Genomic DNA, 25,268 nt, shown 5'->3' on the forward strand with positions numbered 1-25,268 from the left:
GTTATCCTACACTGTCCCTAAAGTTCGATAATACGGTGCTGGCCCGGTGCCAGCTCACCCAGTTGCCAGTCACCAATCTGTACCCTGACCAGACGCAGTGTCGGGAAGCCGACCGCGGCGGTCATCCGCCGTACCTGACGGTTTCGCCCTTCATGGATGGTTAATGCCAGCCAACTGGTCGGAATATTGGCCCGATAGCGAACCGGCGGCTGCCGCGGCCAGAGTTCGGGTTCGGCCAAAAGCTCAGCCTGGGCCGGCAGCGTCATGCCGTCGTTAAGTTGTACGCCCTGACGTAGCTGTACCAGCGCCTGCTCGTTAATTTGCCCCTCGACCTGCACCCAGTAGGTTTTCGGTGCTTTAAATGCCGGGTCAGCAATTTTTTGCTGGGTCTTGCCGCAGTTGGTTAACAGCAGCAGGCCCTCACTGTCCCGATCCAGCCGGCCGGCGGCATAGATATCCGGGATGGCCAAAAAATCAGCCAGCGTCTGGCGTGGCGGTGCGCTATTGTCGGTAAACTGGCTTAATACATCGTAGGGCTTATTAAACAGTACCAATAGTGGATTTTCTACCTTAGTCCTATTGTTTTTTGCTGAAAAAGCCTTATGTTTTGGCCGGGTCGGCCGTTTCTGAGCATTCACGCCTGATCTCTGCATCTGATGTTGACCGTAATATTTAAACGCCGCGGCGCCAAGCTGCCGTTTAACCGGGTGGTGTGCCGCTGGATGTGCGCTGCCTGTTTTATTCGCCCTGATGCTGATATACTCAGCGGGCTTCGTTTGGCTGCGTTTTAAACAATTTCCACACACGGGTGGCGATGGCCTTGTCATGGCGATCCGGCGCTAACAATACAGGAACTAACATGTCGAAAGAAAGTGCAAAAATTATTTACACCATTACTGATGAAGCGCCAGCGCTGGCGACTCAGTCGTTATTGCCGATTATTGAGGCCTTTTCTGCCGCGGCCGGTGTAGCCGTTGAAACCCGTGATATTTCCTTGTCGGGCCGTATTATTGCGAGCTTTCCGGAATTTTTAACTGCTGAACAGCGCATCAACGACGATCTGGCTGAGCTGGGTGAACTGGCGAAACAGCCGGATGCCAACATTATCAAGCTGCCCAATATCAGTGCCTCTATTCCGCAAATGAAAGCGGCGATTAAAGAATTACAGGCCCAGGGCTATGCGCTGCCGGATTATCCGGAAGAGCCAAAAACCGAGCAGGAGCGTGATGTCAAAGCACGCTACGACAAAATCAAAGGCTCGGCGGTAAACCCGGTATTACGGGAAGGTAACTCCGATCGTCGCGCACCGGCTTCAGTCAAACAATATGCCCGGAAAAACCCGCACAGCATGGGTGCCTGGAGCAGCAGCTCCAAGTCTCATGTCGCCCATATGACGGCTGGCGATTTTTATGGCTCTGAGCAATCCGCTACCATGGCTGCTGATGACGTGCTGAAAATCAGCCTGCAGCAGGCCGATGGCAGCGTTAAAGTACTCAAAGAAAAAGTCGCGGTGCTGGCAGGTGAAGTGGTCGATGCCACCTTTATGAGCGTTAACGCGCTGCGTGACTTCTATGCCGCTGAAGTAGAAAGCGCGAAAGCGCAGGGCGTACTGTTCTCGCTGCACTTAAAAGCCACCATGATGAAGGTATCAGACCCCATCATGTTCGGTCATGCGGTAAAGGTGTTCTACAAAGAGATCTTCGCTAAATATGCCGCCACCTTTGACAAGCTGGGTGTAGACGTGAACAACGGTATTGGCGATCTGTATGCCAAGCTACCACAGTTGCCAGCCGCCGAGCAGGAAGCCATAGTGGCCGATATCCAGGCGCTGTATGCCAGCAAGCCAGCGATGGCGATGGTGAACTCCGATAAAGGCATTACCAACCTGCATGTACCAAGCGATGTGATTATCGATGCGTCTATGCCAGCGATGATCCGCAGCTCCGGTCAGATGTGGGGCCCGGATGGTCAGTTACATGATACCAAAGCCGTGATCCCGGATCGTTGCTATGCCGGTGTCTATCAGGAAACGATCGAATTCTGTAAGAAGAACGGTGCTTTTGACCCGCGTACCATGGGCTCAGTACCGAACGTCGGCTTAATGGCGCAAAAAGCCGAAGAATACGGTTCACACGATAAAACCTTCGAAATCCCGGCCGCCGGTACCGTAGTGGTAACCAACAGCCAAGGCGAAGTAGTATTTAGCCATCAGGTCGAAGCTGGCGATATCTGGCGCATGTGTCAGGTAAAAGACGCCCCTATCCGTGATTGGGTGAAACTGGCCGTTAACCGCGCTCGTTTAAGCAGTACGCCAGCCGTGTTCTGGTTAGACAGCGCCCGTGCCCATGATGCTGAGCTGATTAAGAAAGTACAAAGCTACCTAAAAGAGCACGATACAACAGGTCTGGATCTGCAGATTATGTCGCCGGTTGATGCCACCCGTCATACGCTGGCGCGGATGAAGCAAGGTCTGGATACCATCTCTGTGACCGGTAACGTGCTACGCGACTATCTGACTGACCTGTTCCCAATCCTGGAGCTGGGTACCAGCGCCAAGATGTTGTCTATCGTGCCACTGATGAACGGCGGCGGCTTGTTCGAAACTGGCGCCGGTGGTTCAGCACCGAAGCACGTCGAGCAGTTTGTTGATGAAAACCATCTGCGCTGGGATTCACTGGGTGAGTTCCTGGCCTTGGCGGCGTCACTGGAGCATCTGTCTCAGGTTGCCGGTAACAAGGTGGCGCAGATCCTGGCCGATACCCTGGATCAGGCGACAGCCTTATTCCTCGATAACGACAAATCACCACGTCGTAAAGCCGGCGAGCTGGATAACCGTGGTAGCCACTTCTATCTGGCGATGTACTGGGCTCGCGCCATGGCAAAACAACAGGCTGACAGTGCACTGGCAGCACGCTTTGCTAAACTGGCGGATAAGCTGGAAGCCAGCGAACAGCAAATCCTGGCGGAGTTAAATGGTGTGCAGGGTAAGGCAGTGGATATCGGCGGTTACTACCGTCCGGATCAGGCCAAAGTGGCTGCAGCGATGCGGCCAAGCGCAACCTTAAACGCGGCGCTGGCTGCACTGTAATAGCGGTGAGCGGCCCGCTATCCGGCTACAGCCGGGGGCGGGCTGCAAAGATGTCTTGTGCTGTGTAATAGCACAGCAAGCTCAGGACAACAAAAAAGCAGGCGCCGCCTGCTTTTTTGTTTTCAGGTCCGCTGTGCTATTCGTCAACGCCGGGCAGCTTGATATTGACAGCGTGTAAGCCTTTGGGGCCCTCAGACAAGTCGAATACCACGTCCTGGCCCGCTTTCAGCGTGCGGTAGCCATCCATGTTAATGGTTGAATAATGGGCGAAGATATCTTCGTCACGTCCGTCTTCCCGGATAAATCCAAATCCTTTGGCATTATTGAACCATTTCACTTTACCGGTAGCCATACTACTTACTTCCTTCTCTAAGTTAGCTATATTCTGTATGCTAGTGAATCACTGAGCAGGAGCCGGAACTGGCCCCGTTATTTAATGTAGATAATTTGAGCAAACAGTCAAGGTATTTGCAAAAATAAGCTAAAACCTTTACGCAATTTTAATAACACGCGCCTTTGCTGGATGGCGCTCGGATGGCTATAGTTAACTTATGAGCGGTAAGCAGAATCCCAACGTACATTTTGATGATATCGCAGAACTCACCCGGCAGCGGTTGGCACCGCCACCGATGTATAAGGTGATTTTGCATAATGATGACTATACCCCAATGGACTTTGTCATCGATGTACTGAGCCGGTTCTTTAATATGCAGTATGAAAGAGCCACCGAAATTATGCTGAAAGTACATTATGAAGGCAGCGCGGTTTGTGGGGTTTTTACTGCCGAAATTGCCGAAACCAAGGTGCAGCAAGTGATGACCTATGCCAAGGAGCATCAGCATCCGTTGCTTTGTACCATGGAACGCGCTTAAAACCGTTGGCATCCCGGGGCTGTGGCCAAGGATGTCTCTAACTCAGGTGGATTAGGAGTGAAGTATGTTAAATAAAGATCTTGAGTTAACGCTGAATATGGCATTCAGGTTTGCGCGCGAACGCCGGCATGAATTTATGACGGTTGAACATCTGTTATTGGCCTTACTGGATAACCCTTCCGCGGGCGCGGCGCTCAAGTCCTGCGGCGCTAATCTGGATAAGCTGCGTCAGGAATTGGCCAGCTTTATTGACTCCACCACACCGGTGCTGCCGGAGGGAGAGCTTGAGCGCGATACGCAACCGACACTGGGCTTTCAGCGCGTGCTACAGCGCGCGGTCTTTCATGTGCAATCCTCAGGTAAGTCGGAAGTCAATGGCGCTAATGTGCTGGTGGCGATCTTCTCTGAGCAGGAATCGCAAGCGGTTTATCTGCTGAAAAAAATCGATATCACCCGGCTGGATGTGGTGAACTACATCTCGCACGGCATTACCAAAACTGAAAAGCTGGAACAGCACGATAATAGCCAGCAGGAAGAGATTGGCGAGCAGAGCGCAGAAGAGCACCGTTACCTGGAAAACTTTACTGCTAACCTGAATGTGCAGGCGAAAAATGGCCTGATCGATCCGCTGATTGGCCGCGATACTGAAGTAGAGCGGGCGGTGCAGGTACTATGCCGGCGGAAGAAAAATAACCCGCTGTTAGTCGGCGAAGCCGGCGTCGGCAAAACGGCCATTGCTGAAGGTCTGGCCTGGCGCATCGTACAGCAGCAAGTGCCGGAAGTGATTGCTGATGCCACCATCTACTCGCTGGATATGGGCGCCTTGCTGGCTGGTACCAAGTACCGTGGCGATTTTGAAAAGCGCTTAAAGTCGCTGTTAAAAGAAATTGAGCGCGAGAAAAATGCCATCCTGTTTATTGATGAGATCCATACCGTGATTGGTGCCGGTGCGGCCTCGGGCGGTGTGATGGACGCCTCGAATCTGATTAAGCCGTTGTTGTCGAGCGGCCGCTTGCGCTGTATGGGGTCGACCACCTATCAGGAATTTAAAAATATCTTCGAAAAAGATACCGCACTGGTACGGCGCTTCCAGAAAATCGATGTGGTAGAGCCCAGTGTCGAAGATACCACCCGCATTCTGCTGGGCTTAAAAGAACGCTATGAGCAGCACCATAATGTGAAATACACGCAGAAAGCACTGCGCGCTGCTGCTGAACTGTCGGCAAAATATATCAGTGAGCGGCATTTACCGGATAAAGCCATCGATGTGATTGATGAGGCCGGTGCTTCACAGCGGCTGTTACCGGCATCGAAGCGCAAAAAAGTAATTAACGTCGCGGAAATTGAGCAGGTGATTGCTAAGATCGCCCGTATTCCGGAGAAGTCAGTCTCCGCTTCGGATAAAGAAGTGCTGGCCAATCTGGATCGTAATCTGAAACTTGTGGTCTTTGGCCAGAATGCACCCATTGAAGCGCTAACGGCGGCGATCCGCTTATCGCGTTCAGGCTTGGGTAACGAGGAAAAACCCATCGGCAGCTTCCTGTTTGCCGGGCCTACCGGGGTTGGGAAAACCGAAGTGACCAAACAGCTGGCCAAGGTGATGGGCGTAGAGCTGCTGCGCTTTGATATGTCGGAATATATGGAGCGGCATGCGGTGAGCCGTTTAATTGGTGCGCCACCGGGCTATGTCGGTTTTGAGCAGGGCGGCTTGCTGACTGATGCGGTCTCCAAGCATCCGTATTCGGTAGTGCTGCTGGATGAAATCGAAAAGGCACACTCGGATATCTACAATATCCTGTTGCAGGTGATGGATCACGGTACCCTGACCGATAATAACGGTCGCAAGATTGATTTCCGAAATGTGATCCTGGTGATGACCACCAATGCCGGGGTGCAGGAAACGGTGCGCAAGTCGATTGGTTTTAAACAGCAGGATCATAGCCATGATGCGCTCAGCGAAATCAATAAAACCTTTAGTCCGGAATTCCGTAACCGGCTGGATGGCATTATCTGGTTTCAACATCTGGATCAGGAGATTATTCTGCAAATCGTTGATAAGTTTATCTGCGAACTGCAGGTACAACTGGATAAGAAACAGGTGTCATTGGAACTCAGTAGTGAAGCCCGGCACTGGCTGGCAGCCAAGGGATATGATCAGGCGATGGGCGCTCGGCCGATGGCAAGAGTGATCCAGGAACAACTGAAAAAGCCTTTGGCTAATGAAATCCTGTTTGGGGTGCTAACTGAGGGTGGCGATGTGCGGGTGGAACTGGTGGCGGATAAACTGGAATTCCATTATCAGACCAGTAAAACCGTAGCGACCGAGGCGCAGCCGGGTTAATAAGCCACTCACCGGCGAACAGGTGTGGACTAAAACGCAAAAACCCGGCTATGCCGGGTTTGCCTTTAGCTGGCGACGAAAAGCACTAAGTCGGCATTTCGTGCAGACTTAGGCTGCTTAACGCTGGCGGAACACGATCCGGCCCTTGGTCAGATCATAAGGCGTCAGTTCTACGGTAACCTTATCACCGGTTAAAATGCGGATATAGTTTTTACGCATTTTGCCAGAAATATGCGCGATCACCACGTGACCGTTTTCCAGCTCAACTTTGAACATGGTGTTTGGCAGGGTATCCAGAATGGTACCTTGCATTTCAATTACATCTTCTTTCGCCATTCAGCGTACTCGCCTCTAATAAAATGTGGTGCCTTTAGAAAAACAGCGCAGATTGTGCCGAAAAGCCACCGATAAGTAAAGCAGCAAGCGCTTTTTTAAGCAAATGAGTGCCAGCCGCCATCGAAATAGCGCTGATGCGGCAGAAATTCCTGCTTATAGGCCATTTTGCGACAGCCATCGACCTGATAGCCGAGGTAGACATAGTCCAGCTGCTGCTGTGCCGCCAGTTGCAGCAGATACAGGATGGCCAACTTACCGGGAGAGAAAGACTCTGCCTGCCGGGCAAAAAAGGTGTACACCGCTGAATAAGCACCGGCGAGTTCATCCACCACCATCACGGCCTGTAACACCCCGGCCTGATACAACTGCAGCAAGCTGATCGGCTGCCATTTACTGTTTAGCAGGGAGTCCAGTTGTTCCTGCGTTGCCGGATGCATCACCCCATCCGGATGCTTAAAAGCAATATAGTCGGCAAATAACGCAAATAATTGTTGTCGCTCAGCCACTGAATCGGGCACCTTGCTTAGCTGATACTGCCAGCCGCTGCGCGCGGCTTTGCTGAGCAGGCGCCGCTGGCTGCTGCTTGGCGTAAAATCTAGCAGCGGGATCCTCAGTGATTGGCAGGCGTGACAGCTGGGGCAATGTGGCCGGTATAGTTGATCGCCGCTACGGCGGAAATTATGTTTGATCAGCAACTGATATAAACTGGCATCCATCGGCTGTGGATTGAGCAATACCGCCAGTTGCTCCTGTTGCGAACTCAGGTAGCTACAGGCGGCAGGCGGGGTCAGGCCAAACTGCAAGCTCTGCTCAGTCATGCCCAGGCTCCAGCGGCAGCGGCTGGCTTCGCCAATGCTCTGCCGGTGCAGGTGTCTTGGTTAAGGTTGCAATCAGCGGCAGGTAGTCGCGCCGGGACAGGGTAGTGGCGCCAAGTTTCAGTAAGAACGGGTTAGGTAACTGACAGTCAATCCAGCCGGGGGCATAGCGCTGCAAATGCTGTTGCAGCGCTATCAACGCAAACTTAGCGCCATTATCAATGCGGTTAAACATCGACTCACCGCAAAACAGCTGACCCAGCTGCACGCCATATAAGCCACCGACCAGCTGCTTGCCTTGCCATACCTCGACACTATGCGCCAGGCCTTGTTGATGCAGTGCCAGATAGGCTTGCTGCATCGGTGGCAGGATCCAGGTTTGCGCCTGACTGGGCCGGGGTTCGGCACACTTGCTGATCACCGCAGCAAACGCCTGATTTAGCGTGACGGTTAACCCTTCGCGGCGTAATTGCTTGCGCAAGGTGCGGTTTAAGCTAAGCGTATCGGGTGCAAAGACGGCGCGGATAGCAGGGCTCCACCAGAGTAGTGGGTCGCCCTCCGAAAACCATGGAAAGATGCCGCTTTGATAGGCCAACTGCAGGCGTGCGACCGAGAGATCACCGCCCATCGCCAGCAAACCATCGGGCTCCCGCAGCGCCTGTTGCACGGGCGGGAACCAGAGTTCATCTGCTAACAGCTCCGGCAGATAGATAGGCATCAGACAGGGCGCGGGCAAGCTGAAGCCGCATGTTGCAGCTTCATACGCTGTTATTTACCCAGGGCGTCCAGATAGCGCTCGGCATCCAGCGCTGCCATACAACCGGAGCCGGCTGAGGTAATGGCCTGACGGTAGATATGGTCTGCCACATCACCGGCAGCGAACACCCCGGCAATGCTGGTTTGTGTCGCATTACCTTCGGTGCCGCTTTGCACTTTCAAATAACCACCATTCATTTCCAACTGACCGGCAAAAATATCGGTATTGGGTTTGTGGCCGATGGCGATAAAAACGCCTTGCAGTGCCAGCTCTTTTGCCGCTTCGCCTTGAGTCGATTTTAACCGCACACCGGTCACGCCCATTTCATCACCCAGCACTTCATCCAGCTCGCGGTGGGTATGCAGGATAATATTGCCGCTGGCAACTTTAGCCATTAAGCGGTCAATCAGAATTTTCTCGGCTTTAAAGCTGTCACGACGGTGTACCAGATGCACTTCGGCCGCGATATTGGATAAATACAGCGCTTCTTCCACCGCAGTATTACCGCCACCGACTACCGCGACTTTCTGATTGCGGTAGAAGAAACCGTCACAGGTGGCACAAGCTGACACACCACGGCCGCTATAAGCCTGTTCTGATGGTAAGCCCAGATATTTGGCGGAAGCGCCGGTGGCGATAATCAGCGCATCACAGCTGTACTGGCCGTTGTCGCCAGTCAGGATAAAGGGCCGCTGTTGCAGGTTAACGGTATGGATATGGTCAAACACGATTTCGGTATTAAAGGTTTCAGCATGCTCACGCATCCGTTCCATCAGCGCCGGGCCAGTTAAACCGTGCGCATCACCGGGCCAGTTTTCAACTTCGGTGGTGGTGGTCAGCTGACCGCCTTGCTGCATCCCGGTGACCAGTACCGGTTGTAAGTTGGCGCGGGCCGCGTAAACGGCGGCAGTGTAACCGGCAGGGCCAGAGCCCAGAATAAGCAGTTTGCTGTGTTTAACCTCTGACATCAGAGCACTCCATTGGAAAATAATGCAAAAAAGATAGCGGGATTCTACGGAAAGCCAGCACAAAGCGAAACCCCGTTGTCGGGAAATGGCGACGGTATAACTGTAAATAAAGGCGCACGCAGCATTAAAAAATAAGTTGTTGCAGATGGGGATTATCGACTGTCACCTCGAGTGACCGGATTTCGCTAAGTGGCAGCAGCTGTTCCGTGCCGTTGTGGCTAAGCAGCAGGCATTCCTGGTGGCTGGCGTTATAACGGGTATCCACTGCTGTGCCGCTAAGCGCTTTGCCATTGTTAAGGATTAGCCTGAGCGGGTAGCGATACAGGCAGACAATTTCAACATAATCATGTTTATCGCAGTCCAGCATCGCGGTGACCTCAGTTTATGTTGCCAGGCTTTGGCAAATGAATAATATGCTTACGAAAGTTAAGCACTGTGCCGTTCAGCGCATCGGTGACCACAAAAACGATTGGTAAGGCGGGCTCGACATCAGACACGACCTCAGCATTAAAGCCATGTTGGCGTAAAAATGCCGCGGCCGCTTCTGCACTTTGCTGCGGATCGCGCACCACTAAGCCAATACTGGCGCCGGCATTGCCGACTTTCTGTAGTACCTCAGCTGACGGTTGATTAATAATGGTGCCATCCCACATGATAGAACGCTGCACGCCGTCACTATTTGCCTGAAAACGCTCTTTAACACCATGTTGTGCCAACAGGGCGACAATGACGGCCTTGGCCTCCGGTGATGGCGTGGTAAAGATCCGGGAGCCCGGATCGGGAAAGGGTAGAGGATTGCGCTGCATTACGAGCGATGTCGTCCAGCTGAGTAACAGCAGAAAGCTTAGCGCTGTGATAGCGACTAACCACTTGGGGATATACATGGGTGGCTCCCAGCCTGTGTCAGATACCAAAGGTATAGCCAAAGCCGGCAGCAGATGCAAAACTTTCGCCGGCTAGTTCTGCTGCTGGCCTGTTATTTGCGCGAATTCTGGTATTACTGAGCAGGCGTCGCGGCTGAACCTGCCAGAATGCCGCCATCGATATTGATTTCAGCTCCGGTGAGGTACTGGCATTCATCTGAGGCCAGCAATAGGGCGATAGCGGCCACCTCTTCCGGCTTACCGAAGCGACGTAACGGCGTATCCTGGACATAGAGCGCCATATTGGCTTCACGTTCAGGGCCTTCACCCAGCAACGGCTCCCACATTGGGGTTAAGATCGCCGCCGGATGGATAGAGTTGCAGCGGATAGCCAGCCCTTGCTCAGCGCAATACAGGGCGACGCTCTTGGTATGGTTACGTACGGCGGCCTTGCTGGCGGCATAAGCGGCCGCACCCGGAATACCGACTATACCAGAGCGCGACGACATATTGATAATGGCGCCACAGCCTTGCGCCCGCATCGCCCGGATGGCGTATTTACAGCCGAGAAAAACCCCATCCAGGTTAGTGGCATGAACAGCGCGCCAGTCCTGCAGGCTGGCATGTTCCGGATCATGAGCGGCGACGCCTGCTTCAAAGCCGGTGATTCCGGCATTATTGACCAGGATATCCAGTTTGCCTTCGCGCGCTACTATGCTGGCGGTAACCTGTTGCCAGGTCTGTTCATCCCGTACATCCAGAGGCATAAAGTACGCCCGTTCACCCAGCTCAGTTGCCAGAGCCTGACCGGCATCTGTATTAATATCGGTCAGATAAACCACTGCACCTTCGGCCAGATAGGCGCGGGCAATGGCGGCGCCGATGCCCCGCGCTGCACCAGTGATTAGCGCAATTTTATTTACTAAACGAGGCATAAAGGTGCTCCTTTTGGGCGACAAACGCCGATTAGATGGTGATCTCAATCCGGTTAGCTTCCGGATCTAACAGGGTAAATTCGTAATAGCCATCACCAGTGTGGTGTGGTTGGTCCAGTACCTCAACGCCATCGGCAAGCAAGCGCTGATACAAGGCATCGACTGCCGCCGCAGAGCCGAGCGCTATCGCCATATGGGCAAAACCAAAATACTGCTTTGTTGGCTGCTTGGCCAGGTTTGCAATACCAGGCATTTGCATCAGCTCCAGCCTTGCCCCGCTGGCAAATGACAGAAAATAAGACGCAAAGCCGTTTCTTGGGTTGCAATAGCGTCCGCAGGCCTGGCAGTTAAAATACCTGACATAAAAGGCTGTGAGTTGCTCCAGATCCTTTGACCAGATGGCCAGATGTTCAATCATTGAGTAATCCTATTTATGCATTCTTGTTAAGATGCCAGCATCAGTAATTGTATTGGGAGTGCTAATTGGTTATGGCTACGCGGTTTTGCTCTGGGTCGAGAACCACTAGCTCATAGTAGCCACTATCTGCTTTTACCGGACGGCGAATCATTGGTGTCTCTGAGCTTAATAACGCGGAATAAAGTTTATAAAGTTTAGTCTTTGAGCCGACTGAAATAGAAACTTGCGAAAAACCGCGTTCAGTATTTATAGCGTTCTTTTCAACATTCTCAGCGCTGGGCACCAATTCTAATTTTGCGCCAGACGGGAATGTTAAGAAATAAGATTTGAATAACATTGTTTTATGAAAGTACAGTTCTTGTAACTGACATTCAAAGTAAGTAGTGTAGAAATTTTTTAGTGCTTCTACATTCTTAGACCAAATTGAAATATGAGCAATCACGATATTTTCTCTGAGTATTCAAGTTATCTGTTTTTCAATTGTTCACGCAGAAGATCCGAATAAACTTTGTGCTCATGGAATGATAATGAGTCTGTGTGTTCGAACTCGGGCCAACCACTTTTTAAACCGTTAAGAATATTACGACTAGCGACCATATTATTTGCTAAAGCGAGCTTTAGCTCTGCGCATGACAATCGCTTCGGCAGACAGGTGATAGGGCCAAACGGGATTTCACCCGAACGCCACAGCTCTGTCAGAGTACGGTCGTGATTTAAGCGGCTTAGTGTATTGGCCGATAGGATCCCTATCGCAAAGGGATGCTGCTTCAGCTGTTGCACCACCAGCTCATGACTGCCAGCATAATGCAGCTGTAACTGATTAAACTGGCTTTCTGTTAAACTAGCTCTGAGCTGGGATAAGCCAAGCAGAGCTCCGGTAGTGGAGTCGGGAAATACGGCAAACACCTTAATCGTTCTGCCGCCAACCAACTGGTTACGGAGTTCACTGAGGGATGTTATCCCGCTGGCCGCAATACTGCCACGGTATTGCGATTTTATAATCAGTGGGCTGTGAGTTTTGGGTACAGCAATAAACCGGGCGTCCGGGTTTTGTTGCCGGATCTTCAGATAGGTAGCCAGATTAGGCACCGCCAAATCAACCTCTTGTCGTGCTACCCAGGTCGCAAGTTGCGCAGGGTCGTCTGCAACCTGAATCACCACGGCTCGCTGTGTTTGCTGTTGGAGCCAGTTTTGTAGCGGGGTCACCGCGGTTTGCCGGTCCAGCGCAGGATACGCATAAGTCGCGACGACCAGCGGGATGTTTTCTGGTAACGGCGTTTTCGCCGTGGCTCTTCCGAACAAGGCGTCCAGCAGCGCCAAAATCAGCGCCAATACCAGCCAAAGCATGCGACATAGTTTGCAAAAGCTCATCATTTTACTCCATCGGCTGTAGCGTCCCAGATTGCGCGCGATATTCCGTTAGCTGGCTTGGCCAAAGATCCGCTGCCAATTATCGACATTAGCGAATTGCTCATATGCTGCGGCCATCTCTGGTGTCAGAATTTCAAATAGCGTATGGTTTTCAATCCATACTTCAATCACCTGAAATACGCCGCCCCGGTCTACGGTCCGATAACGCCAACCAGCCGTATCGCAGATCCGGCCAATCTGCGCCTCGTCAATTTCCACGGCGAGAGCAGCATGGAAAGGGCCGGCACTGAGTGGTTTGCTGCGATCCAGCTCCGGTAAGGTATTGTCACCGTTTAGCGTTAACTGACCCAGCGGATAAATTTCGACGCAGCAAGAGGTATTGCTGCCTAAAAATACCACATAGCTGTCATCGTACATTGGAAAGGGTAAGGCCGGCACTTGCCAGAACTGCGCCAGTGTCTGGGCGGTTCGGGCTGGGTTTTTCGCACCAATAGAAATATGTTTGATCATCAGTTAGCTACTCCGTCAGTGAGTGATGAGGGTTGAAAATCAGGGTAATTCCCGGCTTGCAAGGCTGCAAAGGCTAATTGCAGCAGCCAGTTAATGACTACGTAGGCATTGTTACTGTTCAGATTGAAGTTTGTCGTGACATTAAGCCAGGTTTCGGCCGTAATCAGGTTACACAGTACAGCTTGCACGGCTTTGGCCTCCTCATCTTGCAGTGATGCAACCAGCGGCGTCAGGGCACTCATATTTGCTTTGCGTCGCCGCTCAGCCAGGGCAGAGCGCGCACCCCGGCCCAGGTCTGAGAGCAGGGTGGCCTTAATTAAATCCGGATGTTGCTGGAATAAGCCATAGGTGTTTTTAAAGACCTGCAGAAAATCTGCAGGGGTTTGTGGCTCTTTAATCTTTCCAGTCAGTTTCAGAATGCCCTCAGATACCCCGGCCAACATTTCTTCTTTGTTACTAAAATGCCGGAATAGGGTCCGGGTCGTTACGCCAGCCGTTGCCGCCGCTTCTTCCACTGAAAAATCCGGCGTATTGTTTTCGATCAGCTGTTGGATCAGCGCATCGATAATTTTCTGCCGGGTCGCTTCGGCTTTAGCTTCCCGTTTTGAGTTGTCATAATGGCGTTTTATCGTCATTGGCTCAGTGTCTCCGTGTTATTTGGTGTCATTATCTGTGACATTAAATGTGGCGTCAATCGAATTCACTCGTCTGTTTGCTGGTCGGATTTGTCGGTCACAGTCTGATACTCAGTGTGACCGAGCTGACAGCGTGTGTTCTACTGATCCTTTAGCACAGCTGATTGAAGTACATTGAGTTTAGTCCCGTTGTTTCTGATATAGCTGCTCAAATGTTGATATAACTCCATGGTGACTCTATCGCTTGCCTCTGAGCTAACAACTGAGAAATGGTCGCCTTCTACAAAGCGGGCACTGGCTGGGCCGTTGAATAACTGTGTAGCAGGGGTCTGCTTAACAGCGGCACTTTGCAGCAGTTGACTAAAAGGTTCTGCACCAGATAGAGGGGATGCACAGCTTGTCAGATTAGTTCGGCAGCGCTGTAACACCAGTTCCCGATCAGCATTGCCGATTGGAAAGAATTCGTCAGCTGGATTTGAACTGTTATTACTACCGCTAATCATCGCCAGATAGATAGGAGTATTGCTGGTTAATAACGGCGCAGCAAAATTAACTGGGTCAACATTGCTAAGAATATTCTGTGCAGCGAAACGGAAATTATCTAACAGTATATTGACCTGCCGCAGCCGATTAATATTGCTGGATTCCAGCTGTTCCAGATAGTCCTCGGCGTGAATTTGCGCACAGTTCAGATATTCCGCCGCCTTAGCTGGCGTATAAGGTTCGCAACTGCCATTTTGAGTGACATAGTTAATAAAGTCCTGGCGCAACTCCAGATGAGCCCCAATTAACAGGGCCGCGGTATTACGAGGACCAAAGACATCAGAGTCCAGCAATAAATCACCCAAACCTGAGCCTGGCATTAACAAGCTCGCAGTCCTTAGTAAGAACCGCTCGCGCTCTTGCGGCGATAGCTCAGGATTGTTTGTCAAAGCAACCAACGCACTACCAGCAATAGCGCCAGAGGAATGACCAATATAATGAACCTGGTTATAGTCAAGCTCAACGCCCTGAGCGGAATTGAGCGCCATTCTCAAACCCAGTACATCAGCGATACTTTGTTGCAGGTTATCCCGGCTTACAAGCAGGTGCTGTGGATTTAAGAAGACGTTCGGATCACCCCCTTTACTGATGGTTGCCGTTAACTCAGCAAAACCACGGCTGCCGTGTAGCGGTAAGTCGATGGCGACCGTCGCATAGCCTTGCGTTGCCAGCTTTGCTGCGAGTTGCAACCACGCTTCTTTTTCTAAGCCGATACCGTGTTGCAAAATGACCACCGGCCAACCGCTCGCAGGCTTTGTAATACCGTAATCTTCATTTGGTACGGTAAGTTGTACCTGAACATTTTGTATCTGATTGATTTTCGGAATGTTATTGTGTCGGGTGACGTGCCTGACCTGGTCAAGTCCCAGATCGCGTAGTTTGCCAAAACTTAATGCATTACAAATGAAATCCTGATCAGACACAGGTTGTGTAGGCAGGTTCTGGTGCGCTGCGACAACCAGACTATTATCGCAGCGGGCCGTCCAGGGTTGTTGCAGTGGCGCCAGAGGTGACTCGTCACTGGGAAGCGATGAATAATAGGGCAGCTTAACCTGAGCCCGATACAAGCGGGCCTGCTTGGCATAATAGCGAGGGTCAGCAATGTTATCCTCGATCTGTTCATTAGGGTACAAATGATTCGCAACCAGTCCTCGTTCTGTGGTCACGACTAATTTAGGTCTTTCGGTAGTTTCCAGCTCTGCAGTAACTAAGCGCTGAACACTTTTTAGCACCGCTGTTGGATCTTGCGTACTAAAGGCCGCAGTATAGATAATATCCTCGCGACGTTGTCCAGCGCTCAGCTCTAACAAGCGTTCATAGCTAGTAACCAGTGCTTGGATCCGCGCCTGTTGCGGAGATAATGCGACCGCTCCGGGTGGGTTTCGCACTTGTAAATAGGCTGCAGAGGCGGCGACGGCAAAACCGCGGCTGTCTTTTAATGCCGAACTCAAACTAAGCAAATAGCTGCTGCCAGGGTGCAGTGGACGTAATGGTACAATGCTAATCTCCCGCTCACTGGCAAGTATAACGAAATCCTGATTAACCGTTAGCTCCCTAACGAGCTTACAGGCGGCACCTATGGCTAGTTGTGGGCATTCAGCGCTATTGCTCAGGCTTGCCAGCTCTACCTGAAATAGACGCACTGCACCAGGAAGTTGCGCAGAGGCTTTATCAAGCTGCACATCCAACGCGATGTCAAACTGCAGTTTAAATGGACTTATGGTTGACCAACCATCCAAGGCACCCATCGCAAAGTGGGGCTGACTGTAATCAACCTGGCCAGTATCATCAGGCGTCAGAGTGCCGTCTTTACTGCCAATAAATAGCAAGTCATTCGGAAGTGATATTTTTCCGATTTCTGGATCAAATGCTACTCTGGCATTTACTTGCTGCACAGGTTGAGGTGATACGGCGCTGTCGTTACTGCTGCTGCCGCCACAAGCGGTTAAGCCGAACAGGCTGACGAATAAAGGGGCCAAGACTAGTTTTTTCACGTGTTGCCTCAAATTTAAGTCGTGCCAGGTTATTAGCCTGCGTTTGTCAGAACGCAGACACCGGACCCGGCGGGTTGTGTCTATATACGGTGATTAAAACGGCAAGCAGGGGGCTTACGCTTTAATGTCATTAATTGTGACATTAATATTTGAGCAAGAAAAGAGCAATAGCGTAAATTGTGCTGAAATTTTCTACTTCTAAAATCAAATTTGTATTAACAATTTGTTTTTAAAGGTTTTATTTATTCCTGCCTAGGTTTTTCATATTCGAGCAGGTTAAAATGCTATTTTGCGTTTCGAGGTGAAGATGTCGTTATTAGTAGTTATCGGCTATGTCTGGCCTGAGCCGGCGTCTTCCGCGGCGGGCAGCCGGATGCTGAGTTTAATTCAGCTGTTTCAGCTGCAAGGCTGGCGAGTGTGCTTTGCCAGCGCGGCTGAGCCCGGACCGCATCGGGTGGATTTACCGGCCATTGGTGTCAGCGAGCAGCGCATTGCCCTAAATTGCGATAGCTTTGACCAGTGGCTGAAAGACGTGAACCCGCAGGCGGTGTTATTTGACCGTTTTATGCTGGAAGAACAGTTTGGCTGGCGGGTCGCTGCAAGTTGTCCGGATGCCCTGCGCCTACTGGATATGGAAGATTTACATGCGCTGCGTCAGGCAAGGCACGACGCCGTTAAAGCCGGGGACGCGCTGGTGGCGAAAGAGGTAGCGGTGGAGCGGCTAAATAACGAGCTGGCGCTGCGGGAAATTGCTGCCATTTATCGCTGTGACCTGACACTGGTGATTTCCTATTATGAGATGCAGCTGCTGCAGCAACATTACCGGGTACCGGCTGAACTGCTCTGTTACTGCCCGTTCTGGCATGCTGCCGTGGTGCCAGCAGTGCCGGCTTTTGCTGAGCGCACACACTTTATCAGTATCGGTAATTTTCGCCATGCCCCGAACTGGCAGGCAGTACTCTGGCTGAAACAACAACTCTGGCCCCAGATCCGTAAGGCCTTACCGCAGGCCGAGTTACATATTTACGGCGCCTATCCGCCGCCTAAAGCCACGGCATTGCATAATGCCCGCGACGGATTTTTGGTGAAAGGCTGGGCTGCGGACGCGGTAGCGGTGATGCAACAGGCGCGGCTTTGCCTGGCGCCGCTGCAGTTTGGCGCCGGGTTAAAAGGTAAATTGCTGGAAGCGATGCAATGCGGCACACCCAGTGTTACCACCTCAATTGGCGCCGAGGGTATGCAGGATGGCACAGGCTGGGGCGGCGCTATTGCCGATACTGCAGAGGCGTTTTGTCAGGCCGCCGTGGCTTTATATCAGGATGAAACACCCTGGCTGGCAGCACAGCAGCAGGGCTATCAGATCCTGCAGCAGCGCTTTGGCGCTGAGCAGGCAAGCCGGGTTTGGCAACAATTGGCGCCTTTGCTCAATGCCAGTGCCGAGCAAACCAGCGCGCGGCGGCAACGCAATTTTACCGGCCTGATGTTACAATCACACGCTTATCGCAGCAGCCATTATATGGGACTGTGGATCACCGCAAAAAACAAGGTTCTAACATGATTACACGGCAGCAATTCGTCGCTTTTATTGATGAAAAACTCGGCAGTGCCCGCATTAAAGATTATTGCCCGAATGGCTTACAGGTAGAAGGGCGCGACACGATCCGTACGGTAGTGACCGGCGTGACCGCCAGTCAGGCGCTGCTCGAGCAGGCAGTGGCGCTCAACGCCGATGCAGTGCTGGTACACCATGGCTATTTCTGGAAAAACGAAGCAATGCCGGTGGTGGGGATGAAGAAGCAGCGTCTGGCCACCTTACTGAGACACGATATCAATTTACTGGCCTATCATTTGCCATTGGACGTGCATCCAGAGCTGGGTAATAACGCTCAGCTTGGCAAAATACTTGGGATCACGGCGCCGCAGCCGGTGTTAACCGCTGAACCTGCAGGCGTGCTGCAAATGGGGCAGTTACCTGCGCCAGCAAAGCTCACTCAGCTTGCGGCAACGCTAAGCCAGCAGCTGCAACGTGAGGTCTTGCTCGAAGATGCCGGTATCGGCGAGATCCGCACTGTCGCCTGGTGTACCGGTGGCGGTCAGGGCTATATTGAACAAGCGGCGGAAGCCGGGGCGCAGTTATTTGTCACCGGCGAAGTGTCGGAGCAAACCATTCATGTCGCGCGCGAGCTGGGGATCCATTTTATTGCCGCCGGCCATCATGCCACCGAGCGCTATGGTATTAAAGCGCTGGGCGAATACCTGGCGGCTGAACTTGGCCTTAGCGTCCACTTTATCGATATTCCTAATCCGGCCTAAAGCCGGCCTAACCAGATGCTTTAGCAAACGCCACTATGAGCCAATCTAAGTCATTAAAAGATCGTAATTTTGATAACCTGGCCAGCCGCTTTGCCAGCAATATTTACCAGACTACCAAGGGTAAAATTCGCCAGGCCGTATTGCTGCGAGATTTGCTGGAATTACCTGAGCTCGCTACGCCAACCGCCATTCTCGATGTCGGCGGTGGCCAGGGCCAGCTGGCGCTAAAACTAGCGACGCTGGGGCATCAACTGCATCTGACTGATATTTCGGCTGAGATGCTGCAACTGGCGGCAGAAGAGGCAAAGAATCAGGGGCTGAGCGCGCAGTTACAGATCAGTCAGAGTTCACTGCAAGACTTACCGCAGCGGCTTGGCGGGCAAGCTTACCCGCTGGTGCTGTGTCATGCAGTGCTGGAATGGCTAGCCGAACCAGAAGCCGCGATTAGCCAGTTACGGCAACTGGTGCAGCCGGGCGGCATTGTGTCGCTGATGTTTTATAACCAGGATGCGCATCGTTTAAGTAATATCATTTACGGTAACTTTGCCTATGTGCAGGCCGGGTTAAAAGCAAAAAAGCCGGTACGGCTGAATCCGCAGCAGCCCTTGCCACCACAGCAGGTGTTGCAGTGGTGTCAGCAGGCGGGCTTTGCATTACTGAGTAAAACCGGGGTGCGTTGCTTTCATGATTATTTGCGCGATCGCAGTCAACAGCAGAGTCATTATACTGAGTTAGAAGCGCTGGAGCTGCAGTATAACAGGCAGGAGCCTTATGCCTCGCTTGGCCGTTATATCCATTTGCTGTTACGGGCCTGAACTGCGTTAAAAAAGACGGCTGCCAGGTGGCAGCCGTAAAGCAAATGTACAGTGCGCGACTGAGCCATATTGACCTCTCAGTACACGACCTTAGTTTAGCCGCGTACTAAGGACTTGGCACTGTGACAAATTGTCGCACCATATAGCGCTTTGGGGATGGCGCTCCGGGGCATATTGTTGGCTTAGTCAAACTCAAACTTGTATAACAAGTCGACCGCATTATCCAGGCCCGATACCGCTTCCAGATACAGATTACGCATTAGCCGGTAACGCAGCGTAAATTGACCGATCGGCTGAAAGATACCAATGCCGTATTTTAGCTGCAGATCGCGGGTTAAATAGCCACTTACCGTAACCTGCGAATTATCGCCGGCACCTTCAGTATCTAACATTAAATCACTGACGCCAAAGGCTTCACCGATTTCGCCAACCAGCTTGCCGCTGGAGGAAATACTCATACCAATCAGACTGGTGGTAACACTGTTAGCATTAAAGCCCGATTCGCTGTCCAGATCCCTGCCCATAATCAGGTATGACAGGGCATTGGCCTGAGGTTTGGCAGGTTCAGAGAAAATGGTAACTATGGGTTCGTCGGCCGGGCCCGTTACCCGGATTCCGGCGATAACATCGTCTTCCATATTGGCCGGATTGCGGATAGCCTCAACGTTCAGGAACGGCTGATCGGCCGGGCCATTAAAGGTCAGTTTGCCCTGACGGATTAGCAGATCCTGGCCGTAAGCACGGAAGGTACCATCAACCAGTGAGACTTCCCCGCGCACACTGGGGTTAAACTGCTGTTGCTGCACCCGTAACTCACCCGCTAAGCGGCTTTTTAAGCCAAAGGCCTCCAGCCTGACTTGTTGCCCTAAGCGCACGCGGATATCGGTTTCCAATGTAAATTGACTACTTTGCTCTTCAGTGATCGGTTGCAGGCGCCGGTCCAGCAGCACATGATCGCTGGATAAGCCAATGGCATTTTGCGGTAAGGTATTGACACTGATATTGGCGCGCGGGATCTGTAAGGTACCGGTGAGTCGACTGCGACCAGGTTCAGCGTTTATCAACAGATTAGGCTGCACGAACAGCTCTGCTTGCGGGATCTGCAGTCGTAGTGGATCGCCGCTGATCCCGAGGTTTGCCTGCCAGGCGTCGAGATCACGCCAATCGGCAAAGCCTGCCAGGTCAATTTTGCCCTCAGGCGTCCGCACCAGACCGTTTAACTCAGCGCGTTCACCACGAAAGCTGATCACTAAGTCCGCCTGTTCGATATCAGTTGGCGCCAGCTTGCCCCTTACTTTTAGGCCATCCAGACGCAGCTCACCACGCAGCTGCGGGTTATCCAGGCTGCCATCCAGACTTAACTGGCTGGACAGGGTACCGGCCAGTTCACTGTATTCGTCAAGTAACGGCTTTAAAAAATCCAGAGTCAAACTGGTGAGTGCAAGTTCGGCGCGCAGGGGCTTTTCTGCTTGATCCAATTCCGTAACTAGGGCTTGCGCTGTCAATTGGCCGCTATCAGCTAATTGTAACGTCAGCTTACTGCGTAACTGGTGTGCGGCCATTTCGGCGCTCAGTTCCAGATCGCGCCAGGGCAGGGTCACCGGCACATCGAGTTGTTGCAACACCTGGCCACTGCTACTTTGTAAACCAAAAGTCAGTTGCGGCGCCTGTCCGTGCCGCCAATTGATATCTAGCTGGGCGGCAAGCTCACCATTAATGCTGCTTTGCAGCGGTAACAGGCTATTCAGATTTTCCAGCGGGTAATCGCTGAGCGCCAGTTTCGCCTGCACCTGCGTAGCTGATAGCGTGGCCGCTTCGCTCAGGCAGAGTCTGGCATCCAACTGCGCCCAGCAATGTGCCGCCAGCATCAGTTGTTGCGCCGGCAGGTCAGCCTTAATAGCGAGTGGCTCGGCGAGTTGCCAGTCACCTAACTGGCTGGCCAGTAAAAATTCGGTTAGCTGCCCCTGCCAAAGCTGGCGTTGGCTTAGCGAGCCTGCCGCCTGCAGCTTAACCGCCAGCCCTTCAGCTTTAAGCTGTGCCTTTAGCTGATGCGCATCTTCATCACCCTCTAAGCTCAGCTGTAATTCCTGTAAACGTTGTTGTTGCCAGCGCGCTTGCGACAGCTGCAGCGTCAGGCTGGTGCGCAATTTATCTGCCAAATCAGTAGTGGCGATAAGTGATGCCTGACGCAGCCGGGCATCCTGATATGCCAGTCGCTCGGCGTTTAGCTCCAGTGTGACTTTTGGCGTCAGCATCGGGCCTGTTACGGCAATACTGCCTTGCAGTGCGCCGCGCAGCTCTGGGTAAGATAAGGCCGCATCCGGCACTGACAATTCAGCCTGCAACTGCCAGTCTTGCTGCAATTGGCCATAGAGCCGTAACTGATTCTGGCCATGGCTTAACAGCAGATCCGGGCTGTTAAACTGCCAGTCGCTAAAATCTGCATTGCTACTCAGGCTCAAAGAGCCTGCCAGCAGCAGTGGCAGTTGTCGCAGTTCGCCTTGCATCGCCAGCTGCGGCAGTTGCAGTGCTAAACCGCTGTTCGGGTCCAGTTTGCCCGCAATTTGCAACTGGCCACTTAATTGCCCCTGATAATCTGGCCAGAAGGCACCGGGTTTAATGCCGTCCATCGCCAGTTGTAGTTGCCAGTTAAGTGCCGGCTCTAAGTTAAGCTCGCCTTTGGCCTGCACCTGGCCATCAAGGATGGTGAGCTGCAGCTCGCGGATAGCAGCGCGTTGTTGCCAGTTAAACCAGCTGGCGTCCAGACGCAGTCCGGCATCGGGGAGCCCCGTGGCTTGTAGCTCTGTGGCAAGGCTTAATTGCAGCTCGGTCAGATTGCCGTCGAGCTCTAGCGCCAGAGCGGACAGCTGATAGTCCGGTTGCTCAAGTGGCCAGTGTAATTCCCGGGCTTGCAATGTCAGTTGCAGCGGTAAGTCGGCGCTGAGCAAGGCCAGCCGTCCTTGTACCGCCAGGTTAAGTGGTCCGCTAGCATTAATCTCAGCAATCAGTTCTGCCAGCGAGCCGCGCAGTTGTCCCTGCAAACGCTGCCCGGCCAGGGCGGTGTCTTGCAGCAGGGCATCGAACTGCGCCGACAATGGGAAGCCTGTTGCTAAATCAAGATTGGCACTAAGCTGAGCTTGTAGCTGTGGATGCGTCAGCTGTAAATCAAGCAGGCGCACTTGCCGTGGCGTTAGTTGGGCACTGAAGGTCAGTAGCGGCAAGCTAAAGTGCTGCTCGCCTTGCTGCAGCTCGCTATGACTAAGCTGAAAATCATCAATAAAAACCGATAACGGTAAGCTAAAGGGGCTAAGCTCTGGTACCGGATAGGCGGTCAGCGGTTCGGCGTCACCGCTACTTTCTGCAAGTGTGATAGCCAAACCGTCCAGTCGGCCTTGCTGTAACTGTAGTCGATTACCCCAGGCGTTCAGGCCAATACTAAAGTGCTGCCAGGCCAGTTGCTGCTCTGGCAAGTTAAGTTGTAGCCGTTCAATCAGCAGTCGGTCAATTTTTAACGGGATCGGAAACGCCAGGCCGGCCAGCCGTCGTGGCGCATTCGCCTCCGAAAGCGTTGTCGGTTCGGTTTGGCTGTCAAGTACGGCTTCAGCTGCAGCAGTTGCCGCCTGTGCCGATACCTGCTCAGAGAGCTTGCTGGTAAGGGTGACGTCGCTTAGCGCCAGCTCGGGAATACAGAGCCGGAACTGGATCAGGCAGCGTTTTTGTAGCCGCAGTTGTAGCTGCTCCAGGCTAAGATCCAGCTCAGGGCTTTGATAACTTAGCTGATGGAGGGTTACGCCGCCAAGCCAGCTGCCTGAAGCCTGGGCAACCTTAAGTTCTGGCACGGCCTTCTCTGTCAGGTACAGGCTAAATCGTAAGCCGGACTGGCTAAACAACAACCAGCACAGTAATAGTAACAATGCCCAGAGCGGCCAGAAAATGCCGCGGTCAAGCCAGGTGAGCAGGCGCTTCATAACTCAGGCCCCAAAGAAAAATGCAGCTGGAAGGGTTTGTCGTCCGCATCCAGACCCCAGGCGAAATCAATCCGCACGGCGCCTATCGGTGAGCCCCAGCGTACGCCAAAGCCCACGCCTTTTTTCCAATCCGGTGTCTTGGTCCAGGCACTGCCATAGTCAGCAAAGGTTGCCAGCCACCAGTTACCGGTCACCCGATATTGATATTCCAGCGAGGCGGTTGCCATATAGCGGCCACCAATCAATTCGCCGTCCTGGTTGCGGGGGGAAACGGACTCATAGGCATAGCCGCGCAGATTATTATCGCCCCCGGCAAAGAAGCGCAGTGACGGCGGCAAATTATCAACCGCTTCCATCAGCACCGCGCCACCATCTAACCGACTAACCAGACGATGCCGGTCGCCAAAGCTGTCGATATAACCGGCACGACCGCGCAAGCGGACAAAGCTGGCGGCAGAGCCCCAGCTCTGATCGGACACTTCAATCCCCAGCAGCAGACGATCCGCCCGGGTCGGCATGCCACTGCCGGTTTGCCGGCTGCGGGAAAAACTGATCCCCGGCATAATTAAACTGCTGTTATCTTCCTGATCCGCCTGGGTATAGTCTTCATAGAGCCAGCGGATACTGGCGGTGCGATACCAGTCATTGCGCAGCAGCCAGTGCCGCTCCAGTGCCAGATTCGATTCAATAGAGCGGGTGTCCTGATAATCGCGGTTACGCAGGCCATATTGCAGCTGCCAGAAGTCAGTAGCAACGCTTTCCAGCGGCAGCCGGTAAGCGGCTTCAATACTTTGCTCCGCCTGCGACAGCGCCAGTTTGCTGTTCAGGCTGTGGCCGCGATCATTTAACCAGGGTTTTAGCCAATTTAGTTTAATGCGGGCGCCGACATCGTCAGAGAAACCAATACCGGTTTCGATACTATTGCGTTTGCGTGGCGCCAGTTCAACATCGATCGGCAGCAGCCGCTGGTCGATGGCCTCGGTACTGGCCGTGACCAGAATAGAGGAGAACCAGTTGGTATTGGCTAAGGCCTGGTTCAGCTCACCGAGTTGGGTTGCCAGATAGGGGGCGTCAGGCTGAAAGGGCACCAGTGAGGTCAGGCGCTCAGGGGCAATTTGTGAGCCACTAAAGCGCACTTCGCCGAAGCGGTAACGCTGGCCGCTGTCAAAATGTAAGCGCACAAAAGCCTGACGCCGGGGCGGCGAAACTTCCAGCCGCTGCAGGCTAAAACGGGCATCAAAATAGCCGCGACGCTGCGCCAGACTATTCAGGGCACTTTTGAAACTGTCATAACGACCATGGTGCACCACCTGACCGACCTGTGGTGCCTGGCGTAACAAATTCTGAAACTCGGGATCCGTGGCCGCATCGCCAAGCAATTGAATATCGGTTTCCGTAATCCGAATAGGTTCACCGGGCGTGACCTGAATTAATAAGCGGCTGCCATTGTTGCGCGTGCTTTGCAGCGTAATGGTAATCTCGCTATGGTAATAGCCCAGCGCCTGCATCGCTTGCGCAATATCTTGCTCCAGCCGGGCTTGAAAGCGCAGCGAGGTCGAAATTTCACCTGCTGCGTAGCGGTCGAGGAATAACTTAACGTTATCCTCCAATTCGCCTGACAGACCTGTCAGGCGCAAGGTGGTTTGCGCCAGCACAGCAGGGCTTAGCAGTAGCAAGGTGAGTAACAAATAGCGCATTAAAATCCTGTTAAGATGCAGCCAATACC

Annotated in this window: 23 protein-coding genes; 6 read left to right on the forward strand and 17 right to left on the reverse strand. The window is 52.7% G+C overall.

Annotated features, from left to right (window positions below; all coding sequences use genetic code 11):
• Positions 1-17: 17 nt before the first annotated feature.
• Positions 18-638 carry a pseudouridine synthase gene (locus H1D31_RS06860; protein WP_261260076.1) on the reverse strand — a complete coding sequence of 207 codons (621 nt, stop codon included), beginning with the start codon at positions 636-638 and terminating at the stop codon, positions 18-20.
• 221 nt (positions 639-859) lie between these two features.
• Between H1D31_RS06860 and H1D31_RS06865 the strand changes: the two genes are divergently transcribed.
• Positions 860-3,088, forward strand: a complete 2,229-nt coding sequence (locus tag H1D31_RS06865) for an NADP-dependent isocitrate dehydrogenase (RefSeq protein ID WP_261257211.1) — start codon at positions 860-862, stop codon at positions 3,086-3,088.
• 136 nt (positions 3,089-3,224) lie between these two features.
• Here the strand turns inward: H1D31_RS06865 and cspD are convergent, their stop codons facing one another.
• A complete protein-coding gene (cspD, locus tag H1D31_RS06870) occupies positions 3,225-3,440 on the reverse strand; it encodes a cold shock domain-containing protein CspD (RefSeq protein ID WP_008610211.1) in 216 nt (71 codons plus the stop codon).
• A 199-nt stretch (positions 3,441-3,639) separates the two neighbouring features.
• On the opposite strand from cspD, the gene clpS reads away from it, so the two are divergent.
• Together clpS and clpA are read left to right on the forward strand one after the other, a co-directional pair.
• The gene (clpS, locus tag H1D31_RS06875) at positions 3,640-3,960 is read left to right on the forward strand and encodes an ATP-dependent Clp protease adapter ClpS (protein WP_008610212.1); all 321 of its coding nucleotides are present in this window, start codon (positions 3,640-3,642) and stop codon (positions 3,958-3,960) included.
• A gap of 64 nt (positions 3,961-4,024) precedes the next feature.
• Positions 4,025-6,301, forward strand: coding sequence for an ATP-dependent Clp protease ATP-binding subunit ClpA (gene clpA, locus H1D31_RS06880; RefSeq protein WP_261257217.1), 2,277 nt, complete (start codon positions 4,025-4,027; stop codon positions 6,299-6,301).
• 117 nt (positions 6,302-6,418) lie between these two features.
• Here the strand turns inward: clpA and infA are convergent, their stop codons facing one another.
• The 13 genes from infA to H1D31_RS06945 all read right to left on the reverse strand — a co-directional run bounded on the left by infA (position 6,419) and on the right by H1D31_RS06945 (position 16,446).
• The gene (infA, locus tag H1D31_RS06885; protein WP_008610216.1) at positions 6,419-6,637 is read right to left on the reverse strand and encodes a translation initiation factor IF-1; all 219 of its coding nucleotides are present in this window, start codon (positions 6,635-6,637) and stop codon (positions 6,419-6,421) included.
• Positions 6,638-6,732: 95 nt separating this feature from the next.
• Positions 6,733-7,455 carry an arginyl-transferase family protein gene (locus H1D31_RS06890; RefSeq protein WP_261257224.1) on the reverse strand — a complete coding sequence of 241 codons (723 nt, stop codon included), beginning with the start codon at positions 7,453-7,455 and terminating at the stop codon, positions 6,733-6,735.
• Positions 7,448-8,170: a leucyl/phenylalanyl-tRNA--protein transferase gene (gene aat / locus H1D31_RS06895; RefSeq protein WP_261257226.1), complete on the reverse strand. Its 723-nt coding sequence runs from the start codon at positions 8,168-8,170 to the stop codon at positions 7,448-7,450. The genes H1D31_RS06890 and aat overlap by 8 nt, the downstream gene beginning before the upstream one ends.
• Before the next feature lie 50 nt (positions 8,171-8,220).
• Positions 8,221-9,177 carry a thioredoxin-disulfide reductase gene (trxB, locus tag H1D31_RS06900; RefSeq protein WP_057785174.1) on the reverse strand — a complete coding sequence of 319 codons (957 nt, stop codon included), beginning with the start codon at positions 9,175-9,177 and terminating at the stop codon, positions 8,221-8,223.
• Between the two features lie 124 nt (positions 9,178-9,301).
• The gene (locus H1D31_RS06905) at positions 9,302-9,544 is read right to left on the reverse strand and encodes a Rho-binding antiterminator (protein WP_261257230.1); all 243 of its coding nucleotides are present in this window, start codon (positions 9,542-9,544) and stop codon (positions 9,302-9,304) included.
• Between the two features lie 10 nt (positions 9,545-9,554).
• The gene (locus H1D31_RS06910; protein WP_261257233.1) at positions 9,555-10,061 is read right to left on the reverse strand and encodes a hypothetical protein; all 507 of its coding nucleotides are present in this window, start codon (positions 10,059-10,061) and stop codon (positions 9,555-9,557) included.
• A gap of 113 nt (positions 10,062-10,174) precedes the next feature.
• Complete coding sequence (locus H1D31_RS06915) at positions 10,175-10,975, reverse strand: glucose 1-dehydrogenase (protein ID WP_261257235.1); 801 nt, start codon at positions 10,973-10,975, stop codon at positions 10,175-10,177.
• A 31-nt stretch (positions 10,976-11,006) separates the two neighbouring features.
• Positions 11,007-11,393, reverse strand: a complete 387-nt coding sequence (locus tag H1D31_RS06920) for a VOC family protein (protein WP_261257237.1) — start codon at positions 11,391-11,393, stop codon at positions 11,007-11,009.
• A 61-nt stretch (positions 11,394-11,454) separates the two neighbouring features.
• A complete protein-coding gene (locus H1D31_RS06925) occupies positions 11,455-11,835 on the reverse strand; it encodes a VOC family protein (protein ID WP_261257239.1) in 381 nt (126 codons plus the stop codon).
• Positions 11,836-11,858: 23 nt separating this feature from the next.
• On the reverse strand, positions 11,859-12,764 hold the full coding sequence (locus H1D31_RS06930) for a phosphate/phosphite/phosphonate ABC transporter substrate-binding protein (RefSeq protein WP_261257241.1): 906 nt from the start codon (positions 12,762-12,764) through the stop codon (positions 11,859-11,861).
• A 48-nt stretch (positions 12,765-12,812) separates the two neighbouring features.
• Entirely contained in the window at positions 12,813-13,274 is a 462-nt protein-coding gene (locus tag H1D31_RS06935; RefSeq protein WP_261257244.1) for a hypothetical protein, read from the reverse strand.
• The gene (locus H1D31_RS06940; RefSeq protein ID WP_261257247.1) at positions 13,274-13,909 is read right to left on the reverse strand and encodes a TetR/AcrR family transcriptional regulator; all 636 of its coding nucleotides are present in this window, start codon (positions 13,907-13,909) and stop codon (positions 13,274-13,276) included. Before H1D31_RS06940 ends, H1D31_RS06935 begins: the two co-directional genes overlap by 1 nt.
• Before the next feature lie 140 nt (positions 13,910-14,049).
• Positions 14,050-16,446, reverse strand: coding sequence for a VolA/Pla-1 family phospholipase (locus H1D31_RS06945; RefSeq protein ID WP_261257248.1), 2,397 nt, complete (start codon positions 16,444-16,446; stop codon positions 14,050-14,052).
• Between the two features lie 307 nt (positions 16,447-16,753).
• Here H1D31_RS06945 and H1D31_RS06950 point away from each other — a divergent pair, with 307 nt between their 5' ends.
• The 3 genes from H1D31_RS06950 to H1D31_RS06960 are packed head-to-tail and all read left to right on the forward strand — an operon-like array spanning position 16,754 to position 19,574.
• Positions 16,754-18,004, forward strand: coding sequence for a glycosyltransferase (locus tag H1D31_RS06950; protein ID WP_261257250.1), 1,251 nt, complete (start codon positions 16,754-16,756; stop codon positions 18,002-18,004).
• Positions 18,001-18,759, forward strand: coding sequence for a Nif3-like dinuclear metal center hexameric protein (locus H1D31_RS06955; protein WP_261257252.1), 759 nt, complete (start codon positions 18,001-18,003; stop codon positions 18,757-18,759). Before H1D31_RS06950 ends, H1D31_RS06955 begins: the two co-directional genes overlap by 4 nt.
• 35 nt (positions 18,760-18,794) lie before the next feature.
• On the forward strand, positions 18,795-19,574 hold the full coding sequence (locus H1D31_RS06960; protein WP_261257255.1) for a methyltransferase domain-containing protein: 780 nt from the start codon (positions 18,795-18,797) through the stop codon (positions 19,572-19,574).
• Between the two features lie 182 nt (positions 19,575-19,756).
• Here the strand turns inward: H1D31_RS06960 and H1D31_RS06965 are convergent, their stop codons facing one another.
• Positions 19,757-23,542 carry a translocation/assembly module TamB domain-containing protein gene (locus H1D31_RS06965; protein ID WP_261257257.1) on the reverse strand — a complete coding sequence of 1,262 codons (3,786 nt, stop codon included), beginning with the start codon at positions 23,540-23,542 and terminating at the stop codon, positions 19,757-19,759.
• On the reverse strand, positions 23,539-25,239 hold the full coding sequence (locus H1D31_RS06970) for an autotransporter assembly complex protein TamA (protein WP_261257258.1): 1,701 nt from the start codon (positions 25,237-25,239) through the stop codon (positions 23,539-23,541). The genes H1D31_RS06965 and H1D31_RS06970 overlap by 4 nt, the downstream gene beginning before the upstream one ends.
• Positions 25,240-25,268 lie beyond the last annotated feature (29 nt).

The organism is Alishewanella sp. BS5-314 (genome assembly GCF_025377695.1).
GTDB lineage: Bacteria > Pseudomonadota > Gammaproteobacteria > Enterobacterales > Alteromonadaceae > Alishewanella > Alishewanella aestuarii.